Origin of the sequence: Klebsiella sp. NPDC088457, from assembly GCF_044900465.1 — a bacterium.
Taxonomy (GTDB): domain Bacteria; phylum Pseudomonadota; class Gammaproteobacteria; order Enterobacterales; family Enterobacteriaceae; genus Klebsiella.
This window is the reverse complement of sequence record NZ_JBJDNH010000031.1, coordinates 39,139-63,482: the sequence shown is the minus strand read 5'-3', so window position 1 is coordinate 63,482 and position 24,344 is coordinate 39,139. Positions and strand designations below refer to the sequence as shown.

Genomic DNA, 24,344 nt, shown 5'->3' with positions numbered 1-24,344 from the left:
TCGCGCGCGGCTGCGTCAGCGGCGCGCGCGAATAAAAAAACACCTATCGAACCATCAAGGAGTCGCTATGCCCACCGCTCGTCACCTGCTTGTTGCTTCCCTTTCCCTGCTTGCCGCCGCCGCCGCCGCCCAAACTCAGTATGCCTGGGTGGGGACCTATAATCCCAACGGTGAAGGGCTGTATCGCTTTACCGTCGATGGCAAAACCGGCGCGCTACGTGATAAAGCGCTGGTCAGCGCGCTGCCGAACGTCGCACAGCTCACCGTGTCGCGGGACGGTAAAACTTTGTATGCCGCCAGCGAAGTCGAAAAGGGGGTGGTGCAGGCGTGGCGGATTGAGGCCAGTGGTGAACTGACCGCTCTGAACCAGGTCGCCTCGGCAGGCGCCGGGCCGGTCTATCTGTCGCTGACGCCGGACGGCCGTCATCTGCTGGTGGCGAACTACGTCAGCGGCACGACGGCGGTGTTGCCGGTGAAAGAAGACGGTAGCCTCGGCGAGGCGGTGGACGTCCATCAGGATCAGGGACCAGCCGGTGCGCAACGGCCGGCGGCGGCCGTTGAGGGCAGCTTTGCCATCAGCGATCACAATGGCCCGCATGCCCATATGATCGCCGCCGATCCCAGCGGGAAATTCGTCTACTCTACCGATCTGGGGCTGGATCGGATCTATCAGTACCGGATCGACAATAGCAGCGGCAAGCTGACGCCGAACGATCCGCCGTTTATCGCCGCTTCTTCGGCCGGCGCCGGGCCGCGTCACTTTGTCTTTACGCCGAAAGGCGACGGACTGTGGTTGATTAATGAAGAATCTTCAACGCTGACGTTCTATCATCTTGATAAGCAAAGCGGGCTGCTGCGCGAAGGCAAAACGGTTTCCGCACTGCCGAAAGGCTACAAAGGCACCAGCTTTGCCGCCGGACTGGTCCTCAGCGCCGATGGCAAACAGCTGTACGTCGCGAATCGCCTGCATAACAGCATCGCGCATTTTAGCGTGCTGGCCGACGGCAGCCTGAGCCATCAGGAGGATATCTGGACCCGCGGCGACTACCCGCGGACGTTGACGCTGGATAATCAGGGGCAATGGCTGTACGTCATGAACCAGCGTAGCGATAATATTACCCGTTTTAGCGTGGCGCCGCAGAGCGGCAAGCTGACCTTTGCCCCGGATTACACCCCGGTAGGCAGCCCATCACAAATGGTGATATCCGCTCAACCTTGAGCCGTGAGATGAAGGAACTGACATGCGATTTCCCAACCAACGTTTAGCGCAACTGTTTACTTTGCTGCAAAACGAAACGCTGCCGCAGGATGAGCTGGCGCAGCGGCTGTCGGTTTCTACTCGTACCGTGCGCGCCGATATTACCGCGCTTAACGCGCTGTTGGTCCATTACGGCGCGCAATTTACTCTCACTCGCGGCAGCGGGTATCAACTGAAAGTTGACGACCCGGCGCGCATCCAGACGCTGGAAGAGAACGCGCCGAAGCCGCAGCTTATTCCGCGCACCGCCCAGGATCGCATCAACTTTCTGTTGGTGCGTTTTTTGATTTCTCCCTTCTCCCTTAAGCTCGAAGATCTGGCGGACGAGTGGTTCGTCAGCCGGGCGACGCTACAGAGCGATATGGCCGAGGTCCGCGAGCGTTTTCAGCGCTATCAGCTGACGCTGGAGACCCGCCCGCGCCACGGTATGAAGCTGTTTGGCAGCGAAGTGTCGATTCGCGCCTGTCTGACCGACCTGCTGTGGCAACAGGCGCAGCAGGGGGGACTCAATCCGCTGGGGGAGGAAGAAGGGCTGGATGCGGCGATGCAGGAACAGCTCGGCCGCGTCCTGCAGGAGATACTGATCCGCCACCATGTTCGCCTGACCGATGAGGGCGAACGTTTTATCCGTCTGTATGCCGCGGTGGTGGTGCGTCGCGTCAGTCAGGGCTATCCGCTGGCGGAATTTAGCGCGGAAGATGTCGCGCAAAACGTGCGCGATGCCGCGCGCGATCTCACCGGGGCGCTACAGCAGCTGGCGGGAAAAGCGCTCTCTCCGGCAGAAGAGGCGTGGCTGTGCGTGCACCTTGCCGCCCGCCAGGTCCAGGATGTCGATCCGGGCACCATCAGCGCCGATGATGGCGAAGCGCTGGTGAACTATATTCTGAGCTATATCAACAGCCAGTATAACTACAATCTGCTGGATGACGCCCAGCTGCATGCCGATCTGCTGACCCATATTAAGACCATGATCACCCGGGTGCGCTACCAGATTATGATCCCCAATCCGCTGCTGGATAATATTAAGCAGCACTATCCGATGTCGTGGGATATGACCCTGGCGGCGGTGACCAGCTGGGGCAAGTACACGCCCTATACCATCAGCGAAAATGAGATTGGTTTCCTCGTGCTGCATATTGGCGTCGGCCTGGAGCGCCATTACAACGTGGGTTATCAGCGTCAGCCGCGGGTGCTGCTGGTGTGCGACACCAGCAATGCGATGGTGCGGATGATCGAGGCGATTTTGCAGCGTAAATATCCGCAGCTCGAAATTGCCGCCACGCTGTCGCAGCGGGAGTACGAGCAGCGGGAGGCGATTGCCGAGGATTTTGTCATCTCAACGGTGCGGATCGGCGAAAAAGATAAGCCGGTGGTGACCATTGCGCCCTTCCCGACCGACTATCAGCTGGAGCAAATCGGCAAGCTGGTGCTGGTGGACCGGACCCGCCCCTGGGTGCTGAATAAATATTTCGATGCGGCCCATTTCCGGGTGATCGACACGCCGGTCGATCGGCAGACGCTGTTTGCCGAGCTGTGCGAGCAGCTGCAGCGCGAAGGGTTTGTCGATGCCGGGTTCCATGATTCCGTCGTCGAACGTGAAGCTATCGTCAGCACCATGCTGGGCGACGGGATTGCGCTGCCGCACGCCCTGGGCCTGCTGGCGCAAAAAACCGTGGTCTATACCGTGATTGCGCCAAACGGTATCGCCTGGGGCGACGAAACCGCCCATATCATCTTCCTGCTGGCCATCAGTAAAAGCGAGTATGAAGAGGCGATGGCGATCTACGATATTTTCGTCACCTTCCTGCGCGAGCGGGCGATGACCCGCCTTGCCGCAACCCGTAGTTTCGATGAGTTTAAAGCGCTGGCGCTGGAGTGCGTCAGCCGGTTTTAACCCCGACTATCGCAGATGATGGACCACCTGGTTGCTGCTGCCACGCCAGATCAGCGCCGGGTCTTTTAAATCCTGCACAAATTTGCCGTCGACCAGGACGTTGATCAGATCGACGACGGCCATTTGCGCGTCGTTCAGTTCGGCCAGCTTATAGCCCGTCCACACCCAGATATCCTTCCCGGGGCATTCGGCGCGGATCCGCCGCACCAGCTTAACAATTTCCGGCAGGTTCTGCGGATGCAGCGGATCGCCGCCGGAGAGGGAAATCCCCTGGCGCCTGATGCGCGTATCGTTGAGGTCGGCGATGATACGATCGGCCATGGCGGAGGTGAACGGCAGCCCGGAGTTAAGCCGCCAGGTGCTTTTGTTATAGCAGCCGGGGCATTCGTGGACGCAGCCCGAGACAAACAGGGTGCAGCGGGTACCGGGGCCGTTGACGATGTCTACCGGATAGTATTGATGGTAATTCATGTTCGCTTCTCAATTGACGCCCTTACTGCGTTGGCTGCGCTCGCTTACCCGGGTCACTGACTTATGTAAGTGACCCGGGATTCGCTGGCTTGCCGCCTTGTCCTGGCGCCAATAGCTTTGCGAAAAGCGTCGCATTGCCGGGCAATAATAGTGTCGAAATTAACCGATCTGCCCGTTACCCAAATGCTTCACGCGGCGTTTAACTTCTTCCTGCTTGCCGGCGTTGAACGGGCGGGCGTCCGGGCTGCCGAGATAACCGCAGACCCGACGGGTGACCGACACGCGGGAGGCATCGTGGTTGCCGCATTTCGGGCAGGTAAAGCCTTTGCTGGTGCATGAGAACTCGCCGGTAAAACCACACTCATAGCACTCGTCGATCGGCGTGTTGGTGCCGTAATAGGGCACGTGCTGATAGCTGTAATCCCAGACGTCTTCCAGCGCTTTCAGGTTGTGCTGGATGTTGGGGTATTCGCCATAGCAAATAAAGCCTCCGTTCGCCAGCGGCGGATAGGGCGCTTCGAAGTCAATCTTGTCGTACGGGTTGACCTTTTTCTCGACGTCCAGGTGGAAGCTGTTGGTGTAGTAGCCCTTATCGGTAACGCCATCAACCACGCCAAACTCGGCGGTGTCGAGACGGCAGAAACGGTCGCACAGGTTTTCGCTCGGCGTACTGTAGAGGCTAAAGCCGTAGCCGGTCTCTTCCTTCCACTGCTCTACCGCGTCGCGCAGACGCTGGACGATGGCGATGCCTTTGGCCCGCAGCGCGTCGCTGTCGTACATGTGCTGGTTGCCGGAAAGCGCGTTGATGGTTTCATGGATGCCGATATAGCCCAGCGAGATCGAGGCGCGACCGTTTTTAAAGATATCCGCCACATTGTCGTCGGCTTTCAGCCGCACGCCGCAGGCGCCTTCCATATACAGGATTGGCGCGACGCGCGCTTTCACCCCTTCGAGACGGGCAATCCGCGTCATCAGCGCTTTGTAAGCCAGATCCAGGCGGCTGTCGAGCAGCTTCCAGAAGGCGGCTTCGTCGCCTTTGGCTTCCAGCGCGATGCGCGGCAGGTTCAGGCTGATCACCCCGATGTTGTTGCGGCCGTCGTGGATCTGCTCGCCGTTTTCTTCGTACACGCCGAGGAAGCTGCGGCAGCCCATGGGCGTTTTGAACGAACCGGTGACCTTCACCACCTGGTCGTAGTTCAGAATGTCCGGGTACATGCGCTTGCTTGCGCACTCCAGCGCCAGCTGTTTAATGTCGTAGTTGGCATCGCCCGCTTTGTGGTTCAGACCGTCGCGAATCGCGAACACCAGTTTCGGGAACACCGCCGTTTTACGGTTTTTCCCCAGCCCGGCGATGCGATTACGTAAAATGGACTGCTGAATCAGGCGTGATTCCCAACTGGTGCCGAGGCCAAAGCCAAAGGTGACGAACGGCGTCTGACCGTTGGCGGTATGCAGGGTATTCACTTCGTATTCCAGCGACTGGAAGGCGTCGTAGCACTCTTTCTCGGTCCGGGAACGGGCATAGCCTTCGGCATCGGGGATCTGCCACTCTTCGGCGGTTTGGCGATGTTTTGCAAAGCTGGCGCTGACAAACGGCGCCAGCACCTCATCAATACGATTGATGGTGGTGCCGCCATAAATATGGCTGGCGACCTGGGCGATGATTTGCGCGGTCACCGCCGTGGCGGTAGAGATGGACTTCGGCGGTTCAATCTCGGCGTTACCCATTTTAAAGCCGTGGGTCAGCATGCCTTTGAGGTCGATCAGCATGCAGTTGAACATCGGGAAGAACGGCGAATAGTCGAGATCGTGGTAGTGAATCTCCCCACGCTCGTGGGCAAGGACGACATCGCGCGGCAGCAGATGCTGACGGGCATAGTGTTTGGCGACGATACCCGCCAGCAGGTCGCGCTGGGTCGGGATCACTTTGCTGTCTTTGTTGGCGTTTTCGTTGAGCAGGGAGGCGTTGGTTTGCTCAACCAGGCCGCGAATTTCCTGGTTCAGGCGGCCGCGTTTTTCACGCTCGATATCGCGATCGTGGCGATATTCGATATAGGCGCGGGCCAGCTGTTTCCACGGGCCGGACATCAGCTGGTTCTCAACGGCGGTCTGAATCTCGTTGATATCCACCTGGCTACGGTCCTGCATTTGCTGGCTGACGATGTCCGCGACGGTGGCGCAATAGTCTGCGTCATCGACTCCCGCTGCTTTAGCTGCACGCAGAATTGCTTCTTTAATGCGCTCAGATTTGAACGGCACTTTACAGCCATCTCGTTTCATCACATGCGGTGTCATAGTCACTCCATACTTTATAGAACAGGTTATCCACAGAGGCGGAAGGGGCACCGGAGTCGCGGGGGGCTATCTCTGCCGCCGTTTACCTTCGGTTCCGGCCCTTTTTATCCACATCCCGCCACCGCCTGGTAAGGATGGGATGTGCTGACATAATAGACGATTAATACAATATGTGGGGCCGGGGCGCATTTTAAGTTCTATATGTAGTGATTTGCATCAAAGATGTTTGCGATTTTATTGATGCAGAACAAAGTAAAAACAGGAGAGTACGGATGGTGGGGCGTGCGGGCGAATGTAAATTTATCTGCTTATAAAATAAGCAAAAAACGGGCCTGGATGGCGAACAGCCAGACCCGGCGTGACGCGCTTTCAGGCCATCAGGGTGTCATTGAGCAGATCGACCAGCAGCAGCAGGGCGTAGCGGGCCAGCTGCGGGTTTTCCGGCAGGGGAATAATGTCGGCGGCCATATTCGCCAGCGTATGATTTTCCGGCGTCAGGGCGAGGATGGTGACGCCCTGCGTCCGCGCCTGTAGCGTGGCGCTTTGTAAAATCGTGTCGGCTCCGGCGGTCACCAGTACCAGCAGGAGGTGATCGTCGGTGAGGGTGCTGGCGGTCATCCGCATCAACGCCGCGTCCTGACACAGATTAATGGCAATCCCGGAGGGCAGGAGCTGATGCTGTAACAAGGTGGCCAGGGCGGTATCCTGCGCGCCAAGGGCGAAGCAGTGGACGGCGCGGGCGCTGCGCAGACGGGACCTGAGCTTGTCGAGCGCCGCTTCTGAAGTATGCGTCAACTGACGCGTGAGCGTATCGCCAAGATAGCTCAGCTTATCCCGCCAGGCGGCGGGCAGGGCGTCGCTGCCGGGGTTGAGCCAGCTGGCGCGGCGTTCGCTGGCCTGCGCCAGCTGCTTGCGCAAATCGCGAATATCCTCGCAGCCGACGGAGCGGGCAAAGCGGGTGATGGTCGCCGGGCTGACGCCGGCGCTGGCGGCCAGCTCGTCGATGGAGGCGCTGGCGGTAAAGCTTAAGTTTTCGAGGATAAACGCGGCGACCCGCGACTCCTGGGCGCTAAAACGAACGAACCCTTCCTGCAACTGACCTACGATATCCATCCTGACTGTTCCTTTCTGCAGAACATGGCCTGAAAATATTTTTCACTTACCGATGAGGGCTATTTATAGCATCAGCGCCGGCTATTTCCTATGGCTGACCGCTTTATTCCCCGGAGAGGGGAGGTAATAATGATGAAAAATTACGCTTCGATCACATCGGTGAAAATTATTTTCATATAGCCTTCACTTTCACACAATCTTAACAATATATTCGTGTATGCCCTCATGGGCCAGATCACGAAGCCAAAAGAGGAAAGGTTATGCAACGAATCGTTCTGTGTTGTGCCGCGGGGATGTCGACCAGCATGCTGGTCAGCAAGATGAAAGCGGAAGCGCAGCAGCGCGCGCTGTCGCTCGATATTTACGCGGTGGCGGTGGCGGAGTTTGAGCGTGAGCTGGCCAATGCGGATGTGATCCTGCTGGGGCCGCAGGTGAAATATGAAGCCGGACGCCTGAGCGCGCTGGCCGCCCCGCACGGTAAAGCGGTGGCGGTGATTGATATGGCCGACTACGGGATGATGCGCGGCGCCGCCGTGCTTGATAAGGCGCTCGCGCTGCTGAATCACTGATTTTTCTCTCTAAAACCTGAACCATTACGCGCAATCATGCGGGTTGCGTGCGGCTCTTTGCATGCCGAAAAGAGGTCTCTATGCACACGCTGAAAATCGCCGTTATTGGCGGCGGGAGTAGTTACACGCCGGAGCTGATTGAAGGAATTATCGTTCGTTATGAGCAGCTTCCGGTCACGGAGCTGGCGCTGGTTGACGTGGAATCAGGCCGTGAAAAGGTGGAGATTATCGCCGCATTGACGCGGCGGATGCTTAAACGCCAGGGGCTGGAACACGTCGTCGTCAGCGTCCACTTTGCGCTTGATGAGGCGATTCGCGGCGCCAGCTTTGTATTGACCCAGCTGCGCGTTGGACAGCTGGCGGCGCGTGCCGCGGATGAACGTCTGGGGCTGAAGTACAACCTGCTGGGCCAGGAGACCACCGGAGTCGGCGGGTTTGCCAAAGCGCTGCGGACGATCCCGGTGATCCTTGAGGTGGCGCGGAAGGTGGAGGCGCTGGCGCCGGAGGCCTTTATTCTCAACTTCACCAACCCGGCCGGGATAGTGACCGAAGCGGTGAGCCGCTACAGCAAGGCGAAGATTATTGGCCTGTGCAACGTACCGATTAATATGCAGCACATGATCGTCGGCATGCTGGGGGCAAAAGAGGAAGAGGTCAAACTGCGCTTTGCCGGACTCAACCATATGGTCTGGGTGCACCGGGTGATGCAGGGGCGCCAGGATGTGACCCGCCAGGTGATCGATATGCTGTGCGATGGCCAGGCGCTGTCGATGAACAACATCAAGGAGCTGCCGTGGCCGGCGGAATTTCTGCGGGCGCTGAAGGCGATTCCTTGCCCGTATCACCGCTATTTCTGGCTGACGCCGGCGATGCTGGCGGAAGAGATCGCCGCGGCGAAAAGCAAAGGCACCCGCGCCGAGCAGGTGATGAAGGTCGAACAGGAGCTGTTCGCGCTGTACGCCGATCCGCATCTGGATGAGAAACCGGAGCAGCTCAGCTTCCGCGGCGGCGCGTACTACTCTGAAGTCGCGGTGGAACTGATTAATGCCATCCACAACAATCTCGGCAAGGAGATGGTGGTGAACACCCGTAATAACGGGGCGATCCATGGCCTGGACGACGATGCGGTGGTGGAGACCAACAGCATTATTGACGCGCAGGGCGCCCGTCCGCTGACGTTTGGCCCATTGCCTCCGGCGATGAATGGCCTGACGCAGCAGGTAAAAGCCTTTGAACGACTGACCATTGAGGCGGCGGTACACGGCTGTCGCGACAGCGCGCTGCTGGCGCTGGTGACCAACCCGCTGGTGGGGAATGTCACCGACGCCCAGGCGCTGCTGGATGAAGTGTTAACCATCAACCGTCAATGGCTGACGCAATTTAACTGACCGTTTTTTCCTTCGGGGATCGCACATGTCGAACACTACTTTCATTGAACGCTACGTCATGCCGGCGGCGCTGAAAATCGCCGGGCAAAAACATGTCCTGTCCGTGCGTGACGGCATTATTCTGAATATGCCGTTTATGTTGATTGGTTCGTTTTTCCTGATTTTCGCCTATCTGCCCATCCCCGGCTACGCCGACATGATGAGCAGCCTGTTTGGCGACGTCTGGCGCGATAAAATTCTCTATCCGGTGAAGGCGACCTACGACATCATGGCGCTGATCTCAAGCTTCGGCATCGCTTACCGGCTGGCGGAGAAATACCGTACCCTGGACCCGCTCACCGCCGGGGCGATGTCGCTGGTGGCCTTTGTGATGACCATCCCGCAGCACACGCTGTTTACCCCGGTACACGGCGCGGCGGAGGTGGTTAAAGGGGTGATTCCGGTTGGCCTGGTTGGCAGCCAGGGGCTGTTTGTCGCTATCGTCATTTCGCTGCTCTCCACCGAGATTTACCGCTTTGTCGCCGGGCGCAACCTGGTGATCCGCATGCCGGACGGCGTGCCGCCGGCGGTGGCGAAATCATTCCTCGCGCTGATCCCCGGCTTCTGCGTGCTGGCGGTGGTGCTGGCGCTGCGTCTGATCGTGGAAGCCTCGCCGTTCGGCGATATTAACAGCATGATCGCCACGATTATCGGTATTCCGATGCATCATGTCGGCGGTACGCTGCCGGGGATGATCGTCTCGGTTATCCTGATCGGGATTCTGTGGACCCTGGGTCTGCACGGCGATGCCATCGTGCTGGTATTTATCCAGCCGGTGTGGCTGGCGAATATGTCGGAAAACCTGACGGCGTTTCAGAACGGTCAGCCGATTCCGCACATCATCACTCAGCAGTTTTACGACCTGTGGATTGCTCCCGGCGGTACCGGAGCGCTGCTCGGGCTGGTGATCTTTATGCTGTTCCGCAGTCGCAGCCAGCAGATGAAGCAGCTGGGCAAAATTGCCGCGCCGGGGGCGCTGTTCAATATCAGCGAACCGATGGTGTTTGGGATCCCGCTGGTGATGAACCCCTGGTTCTTCCTGCCGTTTATTCTGACCCCGGTATTGCTGGTGATTGTCTCCTATACCGCGATGGCCACCGGGCTGGTGGCGCCGCCGGCGGGGATTGCGCTGCCGTTTACCACCCCGATTTTCGTCAGCGGCTATCTGGCCACCGGCGGACATCTTTCCGGGACCATCCTGCAGGTGGTTAACCTGGGCATCTCGCTGCTGGTCTATTACCCGTTCTTCCGCGCGTGGGACCGGCTGAAAGCGAAAGAGGAGCATGCGTCGACGCAGCAGGAAGCCAGCGCCGCCCTGTCCTCCGCCGACAGAGCGTAACCCCGCTCAGCGTAGCGCGAGCGGGGGAACGGTTTTACTCCTGCAGCCACCACACCGCTTCGAACGGACGCAACGTGGTGGCCGCCGGACGGTTTGCCGCCTCCGCGTAGTTGCTCATCAGCACCCGCCACTCGCCGTCCATCTCGTCCGGTTGCCAGGTCTGGAACTCGCGGCTCAGGTTGGCGGCGACGATCAGCGTCTTCCCCTGCCATTGACGGCGGTAGCACCACAGAGACGGGTGTTCCGGCAGCAGGTCCCGGTAGTCGCCCCAGGTCAACACCGGCGTCGTTTTGCGTAGCGTAATCAGCTGCTGATAGACGTAGAAGACCGAATCCGGGTCCGCCAGCGCCGCGTCGACGTTGATCGTCCGGTAGTTATCGCACAGCGCAATCCACGGTTCGCCCTCGGTGAACCCCCCTTGTTCGCGGCAGTCCCACTGCATCGGCGTCCGGCTGTTATCACGTGATTTACTGGCAAGGATCGCCAGCAGCTCATCGGGCGCCTGGCCCTGCGCCGAACGTTCAATAAACATATTGTGGCTTTCGACGTCGCGATAATCGCTGATGCGCGAGAAGTGCGGGTTGGTCATGCCAATCTCTTCCCCCTGATAGATATAAGGGGTGCCCTGCATACCGTGCAGCACCATCGCCAGCATTTTGGCCGCCGGTACGCGATATTCGCCCTCGTCGCCGAAGCGCGAAACGATACGCGGCTGATCGTGGTTACACCAGAACAGCGCGTTCCACGCCCGGTTGTGCATCCCCTGCTGCCAGTGGCTGAACAACGCTTTCAGCGCCACGTAGTCCGGGCGCGCCAGAGTCCACTTTTCGCCGCCGGGATAATCCACCTTCAGGTGGTGGAAGTTAAAGGTCATCGACAGCTCGCGGCCGTCCAGCGCCGCGTACTGCTGGCAATGTTCCAGCGAGGTCGAGGACATCTCGCCTACCGTCATCAGGTTGCGCGGCGTAAAGACATCGCGGCTCATCTCCTGCAGGAACTCGTGGACCCGCGGGCCGTCGGTATAAAAACGGCGGCCATCGCCCTGCGGGTCCGACGGGAACGCCTGGTCTTTAGAAATCAGATTGACCACATCGAGGCGCAGGCCGTCGACGCCGCGATCGGCCCAGAATTCGCAGACCTTTTTCAGTTCGGCGCGGACCGTCGGATTTTCCCAGTTGAGATCCGCCTGTTCCGCGGCGAACAGGTGCAGGTAGTACTGCCCGCTCCCGGCGTGCCACTGCCAGGCGTTGCCGCCAAACTTCGAGCGCCAGTTATTGGGCGGCGTGGTGGGCTCGCCGTCACGCCAGATATAAAACTGGCGGTACGGACTCGCGCTATTTAACGACTCGCGAAACCAGGCGTGGGCGGTAGAGGTATGGTTGAAAACCATATCCAGCACGATGCGGATCCCGCGGGCTTTCGCCCCGGCGACCAGCTCGTCGAAATCATCCAGCGTACCGTAGGCGGGATCGATGGCGGTATAGTTCGCCACGTCGTAGCCGTTATCAACCTGCGGCGAGACGTAGAACGGCGTCAGCCAGAGGGCATCCACCCCGAGTTTTTGCAGATAGTCGAGGCGCGAGGTTACCCCGCGCAGATCGCCGGTACCGCTGCCGGTCGTGTCCTGGAAACTCTTCGGATAAATTTGATAAATAACGCCGTTTTGCCACCAGAGGGGAAGGGTATTCATATCGCTTTCCTGCTACAACGAAGGGGCGCCATCGCGCCCCGGAAGAAAAAAATCAGACAATCTGTAAGGTGCCCTGACGGAATTTACGCTGGTAGACGAAGGTGGTGAGAACAATCGGCACCACTACCGCGATGGCCATCGCCAAGCCATAGACCTGCCAGTAAGTCGGCTGGATGGAGAGGATGCCCGGCAGGCCGCCGACGCCGATACCGTTCGCCATGACGCCATTCAGGCCGCACAGCAGGCCGGCAAGACCGGAGCCGACCATCGCGCAGAGCATCGGGAAGCGGTACTTCAGGTTGATCCCGTACATCGCCGGTTCGGTCACGCCGAGGTAGGCGGAGATGGCGGCCGGTACCGAGATTTCACGCTCATTCTGTTTACGGCTGGCGATAATAATGCCGACCACCGCGGAGGCCTGAGCGATGTTAGACAGGGCAATCAACGGCCACACCGGGGTGCCGCCCATGCTCTGAATCATCTGCATATCGATAGCCAGCGTGGTCTGATGGACCCCGGTAATCACCAGCGGCGCATACAGGAAGCCGAACAGCGCGGCGCCAACCGGCGCGAAGCTGCCGGTCATCAGGTGGCGTACCGCGAAGGCGACGCCGTCGCCAATCATGCGGCCAAACGGGCCGATGAAGGCGTGGGCGAGGAACACCGCCAGAATCAGGGAGCAGACCGGCACCACCACCAGGTAGAGGTAGTCAGGGACGATACGTTTCAGACGCGTTTCGATAAAGCCGAGCGCCAGGCCCGCCAGCAGCGCCGGGATCACCTGCGCCTGATAGCCGACCTTCGCGATGGTGAACAGGCCGAAGTTCCACACTTCCGGCAGCTGCTGACCCAGCAGATAGGCGTTCATCAGCTGCGGAGAGACCAGGGTGATGCCGAGCACGATGCCGAGGATTGGCGTGCCGCCCATTTTCTTCACCGCCGACCAGCAGATCCCGACCGGCAGATAGAAGAAGATGGCTTCGCCAATCAGCCACAGGAAGTCATAAATGCTTTTCAGCGACGGGTGCATTTGCGCCAGCGTCTGCCCGTTGCTCATCGGCAGGTCGCCGATCACGTTACGGAAGCCGAGGATCAGGCCGCCGCTGATCAGCGCCGGCAGCAGCGGGAAGAAGATCTCGGCAAAGTGCGAGATCAGCTGCTCGTGCCACTTCATGTTCTGCCGCGCGGCCTTCTTGGCCTGCTCTTTATCCGCCGAGGACTTGCCGGTCGTGGCCAGCAGGGCTTTGTAGTAATCGCCGACCTCGGTGCCGATCACCACCTGGAACTGCCCGGCGTTGGTAAAGCAGCCTTTCACCATGCGCAGTTGTTCAATTTCTTTTGGTTTGGCGATGGCCGGATTGTTCAGCACAAAGCGCAGACGGGTAATACAGTGGCTGACGGTGGCGATGTTGTCGCGCCCGCCCACCAGTTCGATCAATTTATCGATGTCCTGCTGATTTACTTTACTCATTGTAAGGCCTCAAAACAGAGGGAAGAGATTGCGTAATGACCTGAGACGAATCCTAACCGGTTCGCTTCATTTACAAAATGGGAACGTTCCCGAAACGCAGCAACGATCACATAAATCCCGCGGGCGGGCTTAAATAAGCGCGGCGGGAATCACTATCTGACGGGGATCCGCCTGGCCGGCGATCTGGGCGATCAGCTGTTGTGCCGCCTGGCGTCCGGCCTCGCCATAGCCGGGATCGACGGTGATGATCTCCGGATGGAGAAACTTCATCAGCGGCGTACTGCCGACGCTGGCAAGCTGCAGGCTATCGATACGCTGCTCTTGTAAATATTTGCTGGCGCCGAGGGCGAGGGTATCGGTGGCGCAAAGCAGCGCGCTGGTGTCGGGGGTCAGGACGCTGGCGACATTTTCATAGCCCTGCTTCATGGCCAGCCCCGGCAGGGCGGCGGTAGGGGTGAGCTGGTACTGCGTACAGAAATCGAGATAGGCCTGATGGCGGCGTTGCCCGGTGGTGACGTCGCTGTGCGGCACCCCGAGGAAGCTGATATGGCGGTGCCCGCGCTCGTAGAGACGCTGCATCAACATTTTCACCGCGCCGTCGTCGTCGTAACAGACGGAGGCGACGCCCGGCGCGTCGCGGGCCAGCAGCACCAGCGTTTCCCGCCACTGCGTCAGCATCTCTTCGCTAATGCCGGTAAAGCCAAACAGCACCACGCCGTCGATATTGCGGCGGGCGAGGATCCCCAGATGCTCGGCAACCAGCGCCGGGGAGAACTGGCTTTCCATCATAATCGGATCGTAACCCTGCTCGTAAAACGCCGGCAGCATGGTCTGCACGGCGAGGTTTTCCGACAGCGAATCGAGACGGGTGACGATGATGGCCACCACTTTGTCGCTCTGGCCGCGCATGGCGCGCGCGGAGCGGGAGGGCGAGAAACCGTATTGCTGCATCACCGCTTCTACCCGTTCACGGGTGCGCTCGTTAACACCGCTTTCATTGTTGAGCACTCGTGACACCGTCGATTTCCCGACGCCGCTTAAGCGCGCGATATCTTTGATGGTCAGCCGGTTTTGCATGCAGGGTTCTCGTCGCTATCCAGTTTTAGTGAGCCTAATGCTACTCAACCCAATCGCAATGAGCAAAGTCTGGTTTACGTCTGGTTTAGTTACGCGGGGTTATCATTGCGAAAGTGGCTACGAGTTGTCCGCCGTGCGCGGTATACTCAGCGCCGTTTTTTTACTCACTTACCGGAGATTTTATGGACCCCGATCCCACTCCTCATCCGCGATGGAGTTACCCCTTTTTCCGGTAAGCCTGCTTAGCACTGCTTTACCGGAAGCGTAAAGCAGTGACGTCTTTGATGTCCCTGCCATAAAAAAATAATACCTGACGGGTATGGTTTTATCCTGCCTGTCTGTTGTGCTGCGTTCGCCCATGCGAGCGCGGAGGGACTGTTTATGCTGAAAAATATGACCCGGCAGCTGTTCGCGCAGCTTAGCCGCCACTTGCCGCGCCGACTGGTTCAGCGCGATCCATTACCTGATGCGCGTAATCTGACCAGCGCGCCGATCCCGGACTCGCTAGGCAAACGCTGCCTGGACGTCGCGCCGATCCCGGACTCGCTAGGCAAACGCTGCCTGGACGTCGCGGCGATGGACGACAATGAAATCTGGCGCGCCTTCGCCAGCCACCCGGAAGGGCTCAACGAGGGCGAAGTCGCGCAGAAAATCGCCGAGCACGGCGATAACCAAATTCCGGCGCAGAAGCCGGCGCCGTGGTGGGTTCATCTGTGGACCTGCTATCGCAACCCGTTCAATCTGCTGCTGACGGTGCTGGGCATCGTCTCCTATTCGACGGAAGATCTGTTCGCCGCGGGCGTGATTGCGCTGATGGTCGGGATCTCCACGCTGCTCAACTTTATTCAGGAAGCTCGCTCAACCAAGGCGGCGGATGCCCTGAAGGCGATGGTCAGCAACACCGCGACGGTGCTGCGGGTGGTCAATGAGCAGGGGGAAAGCCGCTGGTGCGAGCTGCCGATCGATCGGCTGGTGCCGGGCGATATCGTCAAGCTGTCGGCCGGGGATATGATCCCGGCGGACCTGCGCATCCTCCAGGCGCGGGATCTGTTCGTGGCGCAGGCGTCGCTGACCGGCGAATCGCTGCCGGTGGAAAAAGTGGCCCGCAGCCGCGACCCGCAGCAAAGCAACCCGCTTGAGTGCGATACCCTGTGCTTTATGGGCACCAACGTGGTGAGCGGTACGGCGCAGGCGATGGTCTTTGCGACCGGCGGCAACACCTGGTTTGGTCAGCTGGCCGGGCGGGTCAGCGAGCAGGAGAGCGAACCTAACGCCTTCCAGAAAGGCATCAGCCGCGTCAGTATGCTGCTGATTCGCTTTATGCTGGTGATGGCGCCGGTGGTGCTGCTGATTAACGGCTACACCAAAGGCGACTGGTGGGAAGCGGCGCTGTTTGCGCTGTCGGTGGCGGTCGGGCTGACGCCGGAAATGCTGCCGATGATCGTCACTTCCACCCTGGCGCGCGGGGCGGTGAAGCTGTCGAAACAGAAAGTGATTGTGAAACACCTCGATGCGATCCAGAACTTTGGCGCGATGGACATCCTGTGCACCGATAAAACCGGTACCCTGACCCAGGATAAAATCGTGCTGGAAAACCATACCGACGTCTCCGGCAAGGTCAGCGAACGCGTGCTGCACGCCGCATGGCTGAACAGCCACTATCAGACCGGGTTGAAAAACCTGCTGGATACCGCGGTGCTGGAAGGGGTCGAGCTGGATGCCGCCCGCCAGCTTGCCGAGCGCTGGCAGAAAGTGGATGAGATCCCGTTCGATTTTGAACGCCGCCGGATGTCGGTGGTGGTGAGCGAGCTGGAAGGCGTTCATCAGCTGATCTGCAAAGGGGCGCTGCAGGAGATCCTTAACGTCTCGACTCAGGTGAACTACAACGGCGAAATCGTGCCGCTGGACGACACCATGCTGCGCCGTATCCGCCGGGTGACCGATACGCTCAACCGCCAGGGGCTGCGCGTCGTGGCGGTAGCGACCCGCTATCTGCCCGCTCGCGAAGGGGATTATCAGCGGGCCGATGAGTCGGACCTGATTCTGGAAGGCTACATCGCCTTCCTCGATCCGCCGAAAGAGACCACCGCCCCGGCGCTGAAAGCGCTGAAGGCCAGCGGAATTAGCGTCAAAATTCTTACCGGCGATAGCGAGCTGGTGGCGGCGAAGGTGTGCCATGAGGTGGGGCTGGACGCCGGCGAGGTGGTGACCGGCAGCCAGATTGAAACCCTGAGCGATGACGAGCTGGCGGCGCTGGCTAAACGTACCACCCTGTTTGCCCGTCTCGCGCCATTGCATAAAGAGCGTATCGTTACGCTGCTCAAACGCGAAGGGCATGTGGTGGGTTTCATGGGCGATGGCATCAACGACGCCCCGGCGCTGCGCGCGGCGGATATCGGTATTTCCGTCGATGGCGCGGTGGATATCGCCCGTGAAGCGGCGGATATCATTCTGCTGGAAAAAAGCCTGATGGTGCTGGAAGAGGGGGTGATCGAAGGGCGCCGCACCTTTGCCAACATGCTGAAGTACATCAAAATGACCGCCAGTTCGAACTTCGGTAATGTTTTCAGCGTGCTGGTGGCGAGCGCATTCCTGCCGTTCCTGCCAATGCTGCCGCTGCACTTACTGATCCAGAACCTGCTGTACGATGTCTCCCAGGTGGCGATTCCGTTTGATAACGTCGATGATGAGCAGATTCGCAAACCGCAGCGCTGGAACCCCGCCGAGCTGGGGCGCTTTATGGTCTTCTTTGGCCCGATAAGCTCGATTTTCGATATCCTGACCTTCTGTCTGATGTGGTGGGTCTTCCACGCCAACGTCCCGGAAGCGCAGACGCTGTTCCAGTCGGGCTGGTTTATCGAAGGGCTGCTGTCGCAAACGCTGATTGTGCATATGATCCGTACGCGACGCATTCCGTTCGTCCAGAGCCGCGCCGCGTGGCCGCTGTTCGCCATGACGCTGGTGGTGATGATCGTCGGCATCGCGCTGCCGTTCTCGCCGCTGGCCGGCTATCTGCAGCTGCAGGCCCTGCCGCTGAGCTACTTCCCGTGGCTGATTGCCATTCTGGCGGGCTACATGACGCTGACCCAGATGGTGAAAGGCTTCTATAGCCGTCGTTACGGCTGGCAGTAAGCGCAATTTTTCCCGCCGCCTCTCTCCGCCGCCAGGAGAGAGGCTATTCTGGCATTTCTCTTAAATCTCAGAAAGTTGTGAACCCCGTCATCCCATTCTCTTGACGCTCTTTTGCGCGCATGTTAACCCAATGTTTTGCTTTTTTTTGGCCCGTCATCAAAAGGAAAACTCATGCTTAACACTGTGTGCTATGGCCTGCTGAGCAGCGGACTACTCTTCGGCGCTCTGGCCCAGGCCGCCCCGGCCGGCGACCTGCCGCTGATGCCGTGGCCGGCCCACGTTGAACGCCCGCAATCGCAGGGCGCGTTAGTACTCAATAACCAACTGACGCTGAGCGTCAGCGGCGACGATCTTGGCGACGCCGTGGGGCGCTGGCGGGAACGTATTGCCCGCCAGACCGGCTGGACGCTGCAGCCGCAGGTGGCGCCGGTGAAAACGCCGACGATTAACGTAGTGATTGGCAAAAAAGTGCCGCCGCTCCCCCGTCCCGATAGCGACGAACGCTATCAGCTGACGGTCGCGGCCGACGGGGTGACGCTGCGGGCGAACACCCGCTTTGGCGCGCTGCGCGGCATGGAAACGTTGCTCCAGCTGATTCAGAACGGGCCCGAGAATACCGCGATTCCTTACGTCACGATCGATGATGCGCCGCGCTTCCCGTGGCGCGGGCTGCTGCTGGACTCCGCGCGCCACTTTATGCCGCTGGACGCCATCAAGCGGCAGATCGACGGCATGGCGGCGGCCAAACTGAACGTTTTCCACTGGCATCTGACTGACGATCAGGGCTGGCGCTTTGCCTCCACGCGCTATCCGAAACTGCAGCAGAAGGCCAGCGACGGGCTGTATTACACCCAGGCGCAGATGAAAGAGGTGGTGCGCTATGCCGCGGAACGCGGTATCCGGGTGGTGCCGGAAATCGATATGCCCGGTCACGCGTCGGCGATTGCGGTGGCCTACCCGGAGCTGATGAGCGCCCCGGGGCCGTATGAAATGGAGCGCCACTGGGGAGTACTCAAGCCGGTACTCGATCCGACGAAAGAGGCCACCTACGCCTTTGCCGAGGCGATGATCGGCGAACTGGCGGCGATCTTCCCCGATCCCTATCTGCATATCGGCGGCGATGAGGTCGATGACAGCCAATGGCAGGCGAACCCGGCGATCCAGAAATTTATGCGCCAGAAGGGGCTGGCCGATAGCCACGCGCTGCAGGCGTATTTCAACCGTAAGCTGGAGACGATCCTCGAAAAATACCATCGCCAGATGGTGGGCTGGGATGAAATCTATCACCCCGATCTGCCAAAAAGCATTCTGATCCAGTCCTGGCAGGGGCAGGACGCGCTGGGAGAGGTGACCAAACAGGGCTATCGCGGGATCCTTTCCACCGGTTTTTATCTCGACCAGCCGCAGTACACCGCCTACCACTACCGCAATGAGATCGTGCCGCAGGGGCTCAACGGCGTTGATACGATTAGCGACAACGACAGCGCCCAGAGCTGGAGCTTCACCATGCCAAGGCTGAAGGGAAGCGCGGTAGAGGGCACTTTTACCCTGGTCAAAGGCGAGGGCGGCTGGCGCGGCTTTATTGACTTCACAGGTAAATCCCGCCGTGCGGTGCAGGATATTGAATGGTCAGGCGACGATCGGCTGACCTTCCGCGTCGACACCTGGATGGGGGAAACCCGGCCGGTACTGAGCGTGAACGACGATAAGCTGAGCGGCTATTTCCTGCTGGGCAACGCCCGCTATCCTGTCAGCGGGCAGAGGCTGGAAGCGGTGCCTCAGGGCACGCCGCCGGTGGTCCCCGGCGCGGACCAGCAGAAGAACCTGCTCGGCGGTGAAGCGGCGCTGTGGGCGGAAAACGTCGCGGCGCCGGTGCTGGATATTAAACTGTGGCCGCGGGCCTTCGCGGTGGCGGAGCGGCTGTGGTCGGCGCAGGATGTTAACGATAGCGACAATATGTATCAGCGCCTGCAGGCGATGGACAGCTGGTCAACGGTCTCGGTCGGCCTGCAGCAGCATACCCAGCAGCTGGTGCAGTTCACGCGCCTGGCCAACGGCAGCAGCGCCCTGCCGCTGCAAATCCTCGCCCAGGCGCTGGAACCGGCGCACTACTACACCCGTCAGCACCTGAAATTCCAGGCCAACCATTACGATCTGTTCGAGCCGTTAAACCGCCTGGCCGATGCGCTGCCCGCGGAAAGCGCCACCGTCCGCAGCCTCGACCGCTGGGCGGAACGTTTAATCAGCGATGCGGAAGACAACGAAAGCGCGGACGCGTTACGCCATATCTTTAGCCGCTGGCAAAATAACACCGCCGATGTTCAGGCGTTGACGGAAAATAGCTATCAGCTGGCGGCGATCGGCCCGGTGGTACAGCAGGTGGATAAACTGGCGACGTTAGGCCTGCGGCTGACCGATCTGGTGGCGCGTCAGGGGACGCTGGACGATAAAGAGTATGCTTCGGTTCAGGCGCAGCTCGACGAGGCGGCGAAAACCCAGGATGAGCTGGTGATTGCGGCGGTCTATCCGCTGGAGAAGCTGCTGCGGGCGACGAAGGTAGAGTGAGGAAACTCCCTCACCCGACGCGTGACTTAACAGCGGGCGGGTGAGGGGAAAGAAGCGCTTAGCGACGAATCGCGATCGCTTCGATCTCGATCTTCACATCTTTCGGCAGGCGCGCCACTTCAACACAGGAACGTGCCGGGAAGGTCGCATTATGCTCGCTGAAAAACGCTTCATAAGCGGCATTCACGGTGGCGAAATCGTTGAGATCTTTGACGAATACGGTGGTTTTAACAATATCGCCCACTTTCAGGCCTGCCGCTTCCACGATAGCTTTCACGTTGTCCAGAGACTGACGCGCCTGCGCGGCGACATCTTCCGGCACGCTACCGGTTTTCGGGTCGACGGGGATTTGGCCGGAAGTGATGATCATGCTACCCAGATCAACACCCTGAACGTACGGGCCGATTGCTGCTGGTGCATTTTCCGTCGCGATAGTTTTAGACATGAGTTCTCCTGAATAACAGCATGATTAAGTAGTGACGCGGAATCCTTGGGGTTGCATCGATGCGGCAGGGAGCGAGTCGCCGTGGGCGCTCACGCCGCCGACAAAGAGGCCGCTTGCAGGATAGCGCGTAGGGGACCCGGCCATTATAGGGAGCCGGGTCGCCAATACCAACCTCAATTAGTTGGCCAGAACGACATAATGTGAAAACTCTTTTTCACAATATTTGCACTTCAGCGCGATATCATTGGCGCGCTTTTTGACCGCAAAGCTGGAAGAAACCGGCTCAGCGTGGCTGATGCAGTTGCTGTTCGGGCAGACCAGCACGTTGTTGATCCGATCCGGCAGGTTCGGGCGCGATTTACCCACCACTTCATAATCGTCGATGCGGTTGACCGTGGCATGCGGGGCGTACAGCGCCAGCTGGTTAACCTGCTCGTCGGTGAGGAAGGTATTCTCGATTTTTACCAGGTCCTTGCGGCCCATTTCACCTGACGGCAGATTCAGGCCGATGGTGATGCGCTGGTCCGTTTCGGTCAGCTTGAACAGCGTCAGCAGCTTAAAGCCCACCTGCGCAGGGATATGGTCAATGACGGTGCCACGTTTAATGGCTTCTACCTGCAATTTATTATCGTGTGTCATGGTCGTTCCCCCTTACAGAGCCAGCTCGCTATTCAGTACCAGTGCCAGTAACGCCTGGCGTGCGAAGATGCCGTTGCCGGCCTGCTGGAAATACCAGGCGTGCGGCGTTTTATCGACATCGGTGGTGATTTCATCAATGCGCGGCAGCGGATGCAGCACTTTCATGTTGTGTCGGGCGCCTTCGAGGTCGGCGGCACGCAGGACAAACTGCGCCTTGACGTTGGCGTATTCGGATGGATCCAGACGCTCTTTCTGGACGCGGGTCATGTACAGAATATCCACCTCTTCCATCACCTCATCGATGGCGCTATGCACGCTCCAGGCAATTCCTTTTTCATCCAGCATATCGAGGATGTACTGCGGCATCGCCAGCGCGTCCGGGGCGATGAAGTAGAAACGGTTGCCGCTAAACTTCGCCAGCGCCTGGGTCAGCGAGTGGACGGTGCGGCCGTACTTGAGGTCGCCGACCATCGCGACGTTGAGGTTTTCCAGGCGCCCCTGGGTTTCCTGAATGGTGAACAGATCCAGCAGGGTCTGCGTCGGGTGCTGGTTCGCCCCGTCGCCGGCGTTGAGCACCGGAATACCGCCGGAAAATTCGGTGGCCAGGCGCGAGGCCCCTTCCTGCGGGTGACGCATGACGATGGCGTCAACGTAGGTGCTGATGACCGAAATGGTGTCGGCCAGGGTTTCGCCTTTTTTGCCCAGCGAAGTGTTGCTGCTGTCGGAGAAGCCCACCACGCTGGCGCCGAGGCGATGCATCGAGGTTTCAAACGACAGACGGGTACGGGTGGAGGCTTCAAAGAAACAGCTGGCGATAACCTTATGCTTCAGCAGTTCTGGCTGTGGATTCGCTTTTAGTTTTGCAGCGGTCGCCAGGACCAGTTCGAGGTCTTCTCGGCTGAGATCGTTTATGGAAATGATATGTTTTTGATATAGCGGGTTAGCCATGTTTATCTCCTGACGCCTGGGCAAAAAAAAAGCCCCTTGAATAAGGGGCTTCGAGAATTCTTGAGCAACGGAAAGAAAAACGCTACGCCAGCGCCTGTTTTCAGACGCGGTAAGACAGAATGTCGTACGCAGTAGACCATGCTTCCTCCCGGCAAATCGACCGGCATTATACGCAGCTCAAATTTCGGATCAAGCGATTAGTACGCAAACAAGAAAACGATTGCTTCGATAAGCTTGCGTCAGCGCAAAAAAGCATAAAAAAGAGCTGGTATGGTACCGCCAGGGGGCGTATAAAAACGAAAATGAAAAGCCGTTTTATATTTGAGGGTTATTATGATCGTCGGTCACATTCACCATCTGCAGGCCTGGCTGCCGGACGCGCTGCGTCAGGCGATTGAATATATTAAAGCGCACGTCACCGCGGAGACGCCGCCCGGTAAACACGATATTGACGGCAACACGCTGTTTTATCTGATCTCAGAAGACAGTACCGAACCGCTCGCCGCTCGCTGCTCGCCGCGCCGAATATCATGCGCGTTATCTGGATATCCAGATCGTACTGCGCGGCCAGGAGGGGATGACCTTCAGCACGCGGCCTGCCGGGGCGCCGGATACCGACTGGCTGGCGGAGAAAGACATCGCGTTTCTGCCCGCCGGCGAGCAGGAGCAAACCGTGATCCTCAATGAGGGCGACTTTGTGGTGTTTTATCCCGGAGAAGTGCATAAGCCGCTGTGTGCGGTGGGGGAGCCGGCAAAAGTGCGTAAGGCGGTGGTGAAGATGCGGGTGGCGTAACCCCAGCCCCGGTGGCGTTATGCTGGCCGGCGCGAGGGGCTGCGTCAGGTCGCCCGGATAAGGCGCTGGCGCCGCTATCCGGGAGGATAACCCAGAGCTGATAAGGTTATTTCGCCAGCGTCGCGACCATCACCGCTTTGATGGTATGCATCCGGTTTTCCGCCTGATCGAAGACGATGCTGGCGGGCGACTCAAAGACCTCATCGGTCACTTCCATCCCGCCGTGCAGGCCGTATTCCGCCGCCATCTGCTGGCCCAGGAGGGTTTGATCGTCATGGAACGCCGGCAGGCAGTGCAGGAACTTCACCTGCGGATTGCCGGTCAGCGCCAGCATCGCGCTGTTCACCTGGTAATCACGCAGCAGCGCAATACGCTCGGCCCACTTCTCTTTGGCTTCGCCCATCGACACCCACACGTCGGTATAGATAAAGTCGGCGCCCTTAACCCCCGCCGCGATATCTTCGGTCAGGGTAATGTTACCGCCGTTTTTCTGCGCCAGCGCTTTGCACTTCGCCACCAGGCCCTCCTCCGGCCAGCAGGCCGTCGGGGCCACCAGGCGCAGATCCAGCCCGGTGAGGGCCGCCGCTTCCAGCATCGAGTTGCCCATATTGTTGCGGGCGTCGCCGGCATAGACCAGGGTCATGTCGTTGAAGGCTTTCCCCGGCAGATGTTCCTGCATGGTCAGCAGGTCCGCCAGCAGCTGGGTGGGATGAAATTCGTTGGTCAGGCCGTTCCACACCGGAACACCGGCATACTCGGCAAGCGTTTCGACCACTTCCTGGCCATGGCCGCGGTACTGAATACCGTCATACATCCGCCCCAGCACGCGGGCCGTGTCTTTAATCGATTCTTTGTGGCCGATCTGGCTGCCGCTTGGCCCGAGATAAGTGACGCGGGCACCCTGATCGTATGCGGCAACTTCGAAAGAGCATCGGGTGCGGGTAGAGTCTTTTTCGAAGATGAGCGCGATGTTTTTGCCAGCAAGATACTGGATTTCAATACCGTTTTTCTTATCGGTTTTCAGTCTGGCCGCCAGCTTCAGCAGGGCGGTAATTTCTGCTGGGGTAAAATCAAGCAACTTTAAAAAATGCTTCTGATAAAACTCGGACATGGTTCCCTCGCATGGCTTAAGCCACTTATTGAATTAAAATTCAATTTATATGTATGAATATTCATTTGCAACCCCATTGCACAAATCTTTCGCGCAAAGGTGGAGGC

At 59.1% G+C, this 24,344-nt stretch carries 20 protein-coding genes and 1 pseudogene; 9 read left to right on the top strand and 12 right to left on the bottom strand.

Translation table 11 applies throughout. The annotated features are described in order from the left end of the window. Positions 1-67: 67 nt before the first annotated feature. Positions 68-1,219: a lactonase family protein gene (locus ACI2JR_RS19095; RefSeq protein ID WP_132730152.1), complete on the top strand. Its 1,152-nt coding sequence runs from the start codon at positions 68-70 to the stop codon at positions 1,217-1,219. Positions 1,220-1,241: 22 nt separating this feature from the next. Next, entirely contained in the window at positions 1,242-3,152 is a 1,911-nt protein-coding gene (locus ACI2JR_RS19090) for a BglG family transcription antiterminator (RefSeq protein WP_462479219.1), read from the top strand. Positions 3,153-3,158: 6 nt separating this feature from the next. Here the strand turns inward: ACI2JR_RS19090 and nrdG are convergent, their stop codons facing one another. From nrdG to ACI2JR_RS19075, 3 genes are all read right to left on the bottom strand, one after another. Then, positions 3,159-3,623: an anaerobic ribonucleoside-triphosphate reductase-activating protein gene (gene nrdG, locus ACI2JR_RS19085; RefSeq protein WP_132730150.1), complete on the bottom strand. Its 465-nt coding sequence runs from the start codon at positions 3,621-3,623 to the stop codon at positions 3,159-3,161. 159 nt (positions 3,624-3,782) lie between these two features. Next, positions 3,783-5,918 (bottom strand): anaerobic ribonucleoside-triphosphate reductase, encoded by a 2,136-nt coding sequence (nrdD, locus tag ACI2JR_RS19080; RefSeq protein WP_462479218.1) that lies wholly within the window; start codon positions 5,916-5,918, stop codon positions 3,783-3,785. A 369-nt stretch (positions 5,919-6,287) separates the two neighbouring features. Then, positions 6,288-7,031: a MurR/RpiR family transcriptional regulator gene (locus tag ACI2JR_RS19075; RefSeq protein WP_132730148.1), complete on the bottom strand. Its 744-nt coding sequence runs from the start codon at positions 7,029-7,031 to the stop codon at positions 6,288-6,290. Between the two features lie 260 nt (positions 7,032-7,291). Between ACI2JR_RS19075 and ACI2JR_RS19070 the strand changes: the two genes are divergently transcribed. From ACI2JR_RS19070 to celB, 3 genes are all read left to right on the top strand, one after another. Next, positions 7,292-7,600 carry a PTS sugar transporter subunit IIB gene (locus ACI2JR_RS19070; protein WP_132730147.1) on the top strand — a complete coding sequence of 103 codons (309 nt, stop codon included), beginning with the start codon at positions 7,292-7,294 and terminating at the stop codon, positions 7,598-7,600. Positions 7,601-7,680: 80 nt separating this feature from the next. Beyond that, positions 7,681-8,988 (top strand): 6-phospho-beta-glucosidase, encoded by a 1,308-nt coding sequence (locus ACI2JR_RS19065; RefSeq protein WP_462479217.1) that lies wholly within the window; start codon positions 7,681-7,683, stop codon positions 8,986-8,988. A gap of 25 nt (positions 8,989-9,013) precedes the next feature. Next, positions 9,014-10,366 carry a PTS cellobiose transporter subunit IIC gene (gene celB, locus ACI2JR_RS19060; RefSeq protein WP_132730145.1) on the top strand — a complete coding sequence of 451 codons (1,353 nt, stop codon included), beginning with the start codon at positions 9,014-9,016 and terminating at the stop codon, positions 10,364-10,366. 34 nt (positions 10,367-10,400) lie between these two features. Here celB and treC read toward each other — a convergent pair whose 3' ends face one another. From treC to treR, 3 genes are all read right to left on the bottom strand, one after another. Continuing rightward, entirely contained in the window at positions 10,401-12,056 is a 1,656-nt protein-coding gene (gene treC / locus ACI2JR_RS19055) for an alpha,alpha-phosphotrehalase (RefSeq protein WP_132730144.1), read from the bottom strand. 52 nt (positions 12,057-12,108) lie between these two features. Next, positions 12,109-13,527, bottom strand: coding sequence for a PTS trehalose transporter subunit IIBC (gene treB, locus ACI2JR_RS19050; protein WP_132730143.1), 1,419 nt, complete (start codon positions 13,525-13,527; stop codon positions 12,109-12,111). A 129-nt stretch (positions 13,528-13,656) separates the two neighbouring features. Further along, positions 13,657-14,604, bottom strand: a complete 948-nt coding sequence (treR, locus tag ACI2JR_RS19045; RefSeq protein ID WP_462479216.1) for a trehalose operon repressor TreR — start codon at positions 14,602-14,604, stop codon at positions 13,657-13,659. Positions 14,605-14,786: 182 nt separating this feature from the next. On the opposite strand from treR, the gene mgtL reads away from it, so the two are divergent. The 3 genes from mgtL to ACI2JR_RS19030 all read left to right on the top strand — a co-directional run bounded on the left by mgtL (position 14,787) and on the right by ACI2JR_RS19030 (position 20,301). Next, on the top strand, positions 14,787-14,840 hold the full coding sequence (mgtL, locus tag ACI2JR_RS19040) for a mgtA regulatory leader peptide MgtL (RefSeq protein WP_462479222.1): 54 nt from the start codon (positions 14,787-14,789) through the stop codon (positions 14,838-14,840). 145 nt (positions 14,841-14,985) lie between these two features. Next, complete coding sequence (gene mgtA, locus ACI2JR_RS19035; protein WP_462479215.1) at positions 14,986-17,736, top strand: magnesium-translocating P-type ATPase; 2,751 nt, start codon at positions 14,986-14,988, stop codon at positions 17,734-17,736. A gap of 171 nt (positions 17,737-17,907) precedes the next feature. Continuing rightward, on the top strand, positions 17,908-20,301 hold the full coding sequence (locus ACI2JR_RS19030) for a beta-N-acetylhexosaminidase (RefSeq protein WP_462479214.1): 2,394 nt from the start codon (positions 17,908-17,910) through the stop codon (positions 20,299-20,301). 58 nt (positions 20,302-20,359) lie between these two features. Here the strand turns inward: ACI2JR_RS19030 and ridA are convergent, their stop codons facing one another. The 4 genes from ridA to pyrL form a co-directional block, all read right to left on the bottom strand. After that, complete coding sequence (gene ridA / locus ACI2JR_RS19025; protein WP_032689775.1) at positions 20,360-20,746, bottom strand: 2-iminobutanoate/2-iminopropanoate deaminase; 387 nt, start codon at positions 20,744-20,746, stop codon at positions 20,360-20,362. 177 nt (positions 20,747-20,923) lie between these two features. Beyond that, complete coding sequence (gene pyrI, locus ACI2JR_RS19020; protein ID WP_132730140.1) at positions 20,924-21,385, bottom strand: aspartate carbamoyltransferase regulatory subunit; 462 nt, start codon at positions 21,383-21,385, stop codon at positions 20,924-20,926. A 12-nt stretch (positions 21,386-21,397) separates the two neighbouring features. Beyond that, entirely contained in the window at positions 21,398-22,333 is a 936-nt protein-coding gene (gene pyrB / locus ACI2JR_RS19015) for an aspartate carbamoyltransferase (RefSeq protein WP_132730139.1), read from the bottom strand. A gap of 2 nt (positions 22,334-22,335) precedes the next feature. Continuing rightward, the gene (gene pyrL, locus ACI2JR_RS19010) at positions 22,336-22,473 is read right to left on the bottom strand and encodes a pyr operon leader peptide (RefSeq protein ID WP_165905732.1); all 138 of its coding nucleotides are present in this window, start codon (positions 22,471-22,473) and stop codon (positions 22,336-22,338) included. A gap of 193 nt (positions 22,474-22,666) precedes the next feature. On the opposite strand from pyrL, the pseudogene ACI2JR_RS19005 reads away from it, so the two are divergent. Then, positions 22,667-23,126 (top strand): annotated as a pseudogene (locus ACI2JR_RS19005) (YhcH/YjgK/YiaL family protein). A gap of 106 nt (positions 23,127-23,232) precedes the next feature. Here ACI2JR_RS19005 and argF read toward each other — a convergent pair. Next, on the bottom strand, positions 23,233-24,237 hold the full coding sequence (argF, locus tag ACI2JR_RS19000; protein ID WP_132730136.1) for an ornithine carbamoyltransferase: 1,005 nt from the start codon (positions 24,235-24,237) through the stop codon (positions 23,233-23,235). Then, positions 24,207-24,302: a hypothetical protein gene (locus tag ACI2JR_RS18995; protein ID WP_462479213.1), complete on the bottom strand. Its 96-nt coding sequence runs from the start codon at positions 24,300-24,302 to the stop codon at positions 24,207-24,209. Before ACI2JR_RS18995 ends, argF begins: the two co-directional genes overlap by 31 nt. Between the last annotated feature and the right edge of the window lie 42 nt (positions 24,303-24,344).